The sequence below is a fragment of the Blastocatellia bacterium genome (assembly GCA_035275065.1).
In the GTDB taxonomy this organism is placed as follows: domain Bacteria; phylum Acidobacteriota; class Blastocatellia; order UBA7656; family UBA7656; genus DATENM01.
The window spans coordinates 1-3125 of record DATENM010000007.1; the positions used below are offsets into that span (position 1 = coordinate 1).

The 3125-nt window shown below is 45.0% G+C and carries 2 protein-coding genes; both read right to left on the bottom strand.

Annotation, left to right across the window (positions count from 1 at the left end; genetic code table 11):
• Positions 1-347: 347 nt before the first annotated feature.
• Complete coding sequence (locus VJ464_01905) at positions 348-1700, bottom strand: hypothetical protein (GenBank protein ID HKQ03858.1); 1353 nt, start codon at positions 1698-1700, stop codon at positions 348-350.
• A gap of 203 nt (positions 1701-1903) precedes the next feature.
• The gene (locus VJ464_01910) at positions 1904-2950 is read right to left on the bottom strand and encodes a DUF4365 domain-containing protein (GenBank protein ID HKQ03859.1); all 1047 of its coding nucleotides are present in this window, start codon (positions 2948-2950) and stop codon (positions 1904-1906) included.
• Positions 2951-3125: the final 175 nt, after the last annotated feature.

Here is a 3125-nt window from a genome sequence, read left to right on the forward strand (position 1 = left end):
TGGCGACTGCTGGTTGTTCGTCGGTGCAGCGCTTGCCGTTGCGTTGAGCGAGCGCCGCAGGGCCGACTTGCCACCGAACCAAGTTTGTGGCGCGAACCTCATTCGCACTTCAGTGACTACGGGAGAGGCGCCCAACGCCCGCGTTCAGCGGGGCCGCGAACGGCCTCACAAGTAGCCATAAGAAGTGCGCTTCGTGGCCTCCGCTGCAACGTGTTGTTAGACCCTGTCAATGGCGCGAACTCTCGCTACGAATTACGCGATTGTTTAACTGAATTCTGTGAGCCCCTTCTGATCTGATGCGCCATTTTCGTAATAGTCCGTGCTCCCCCTGATTCTTATGGAGCAACTCACTTAGCAGCCGGATTTAATATGATGTAATGAGCGATTAGAGCAGCTAAGTGATATGCATCTCGATTGCGGGGGCGGCTTTTTATCACAACGATTGCCCCATCGTCGCTAAACAACAACGCACATATATCTTGCAAACCTTGTAGCTCAGAAAGGGACTCATTCCATCTAGTGCTCTTAAAAACGTCTCTCAAGTGTTTAATCCGGGCAGCGGTTTCCTCAGATAGGTCGGCGTAGCGCCACTCATTGATCTCAGGAATCATCAATATCAAATTCGAGACTCGGTCTAAATCAATAACCTTAGTTAACTCCCACTTTACCCAGGGGGTTTTCCCAGCATACATAATAATTAGAACGGCTTCGGATATCCAACTTATTATTTTTGACCGCCATTCGCTTTCCAAGAGCACAACTTGTGCTGCTCCTAGTCCTGGTACAGATGCTCTAGGGGAGCCTAGGGCAATAAATGGCCCAAAATAAGAGAAATGATTTGCAAGTCTAGTTTCGAGTGAAAAATCTAAAATGGCTCTCAGTGAAGTTTTATAAATTTGCCTTTCATCGTCATTAAAAGCTCTAAGGAATAAGATCGGGGATCTTTTGTCAACGGAAAGCAACGAATCAGCATTAATCTGAAAATATCTTCGGGCTTTCACTAAAAAGAAGAAGCCTGGAAGAAACAAATAGCGAGAGATTACTAAAAAATCACTGTGTCTGCGTAGATCATCTGGTAAAATACCTCCCAAAACAATAATCCCCCCGCATATTCCATATAGCGATCCGATAAGGACATTCGCTCTTTTTACATTTGTATTACTGATGACTCGTTTGTCTCTATTCCTAAGGCGAGAGAGAATCTCCACTAATGCAATACCGAGCGGTGCAATCAGCATACTTCTCAGAAGCAGTATAGAAACAAATCCCGATAGAACAACCACACCGCCCAAGAAGTATAGGAACAGGAGGGCGATGTCTTTCGCGTCACCATGACCTTTACCACTATTATTTACAAAGGCAATGAAAAGGTCGATGAGAGAACTCAAGACAAACACAATGCAGACAAGTAGAAGCATCGGGAAGGCAATAATATATGCCCGCCAAACATGAGGATTAATAACGCCAACATGCCGGAATCCGACGTATATACTGAAAGAAAGAACTGCGAACAGGATTGATGTAATGATCCATCCCATCTCCTGCCTTAGCTTTTGATCTATGACTACTTGTAATAAAAGGCCCAACACTCCGAAACCACAGAATAGAACCATCACATAATCTGTGAACCTCAGAAATTGTAATGCGCGGGCTGGCTTGCTGATATTAATCTCTCTTATTTTTTCGCTTGCGAAAACCATATTCAGATCGTTTATTTTAGCAGCTTATCATTCGTAACCAACTCGCACTTCTTTCGGAAGCTTATCTGAAAAACTGGTAGTATTATGGGTCTAACGCTCCGCATCAGCGGGGCCGCGAACGGCAATCAAGGAACGTTAAGAAACTTGCTTCGCGGCCTCCGCTGGATGCGGTTGTTAGGTGGCGCGTCGCAGATGAGTAATAGTTAGGATGCTTTTTCTGGTTCTAAATAATCAAGAATAGCGGATGCTCCACGGTTTGCGTACTTATCCCAAAAGCGAGCTTCTGGGGGACAGCTAAACTTTAGGCCAGCAAATGTAAAGTCTCCTGGCCCTCCCATAAAATCAATATACTTCTTTTCGGGATTGGCCTCCCTAAGGGCACAGTAATATGCCACCCTCAGTAGACCTTTCTCCTCGAAGTGATCAGAGAGGTTTAGAGAAGAGATATGTTGAAAATACTCGTCGTAAAGAATGCCAAGCGCATCAAGTCCTATTCGGGAGTAGGAATCGCCTCGCCGAACGACTGCATCTATAGAGGAGAGTGATACACGATCACCGAATGTTCGAATGAGAGAGAAAAGTTGCTGTGATATAGCAAGTCCCTCACGGGTGCCTCTGAGGCTATTTCCCAAGATAGTAGCTTCTTGAATTATTATATCTAGCGAAGCATCAGCAACAGTATGAGCTGTCGTTGAGAGTAAAGTGACAACTTGAGACATAATATCTTCATTATATGTTGCGGCTGCGGCTCGCATCGTATCAAGCAAGCTGAGAACCAACTGAGTCTCTCCCCTCCATCTTGCAATGTCTTTTAGAACAGCATTGAGACCCGAGGTTAAAGTCTGTGACTCATCAATCCAAATAGTATAACTCTCCTGATCTTCAAGGCGGTCCCTTGCTGCTCGTTTCTCAAGTATCCATTGTTGGAGCCATAAATACCACGCTTGTTTTTCGGATACATCTATTCGAATAAATATTACCGGATATCGGCATGACTTTGCATATTCAATGTATTTGCGGTCTATTCTAAACTCTATTTGGTTATTGTTACGATTAACAATCTCAGATGACTTAAACTGAAGTTTTAGAATTTGTCCAACAATGCCATCTTCAGTCAATTCTGCTTCTGCGTCCACTCCGAAATCTTCATCGAGTCCACGGACGAGCCAGTTCGGATTTTCTTCAATGTGAGCCATCACCCAGCGATGGCCCTGAGAACCGATTTTCTGCGAAATAGATCGATCTGCCATATAGGTTAACTTTATCGATAAATTCAAGTAGCCACCTAACGAACACACATCACCGGGCGCGGCATGGTGCATTGGATGAGTGATGAGAGACTCGCTCGCCGCGCTCCGGTGCATGTCGTTGTTAGGCGCAACTTGTAGGTTTACTTCCTCTCACCTAACGCTTTCTTACTCTTTA

Excerpts from the sequence above, each read along its gene's own strand:
- VJ464_01905 (HKQ03858.1), bottom strand. The coding sequence starts at position 1,700 with ATGGTTTTCGCAAGCGAAAAAATAAGAGAGATTAATATCAGCAAGCCA.
- VJ464_01910 (HKQ03859.1), bottom strand. The coding sequence starts at position 2,950 with ATGGCAGATCGATCTATTTCGCAGAAAATCGGTTCTCAGGGCCATCGC.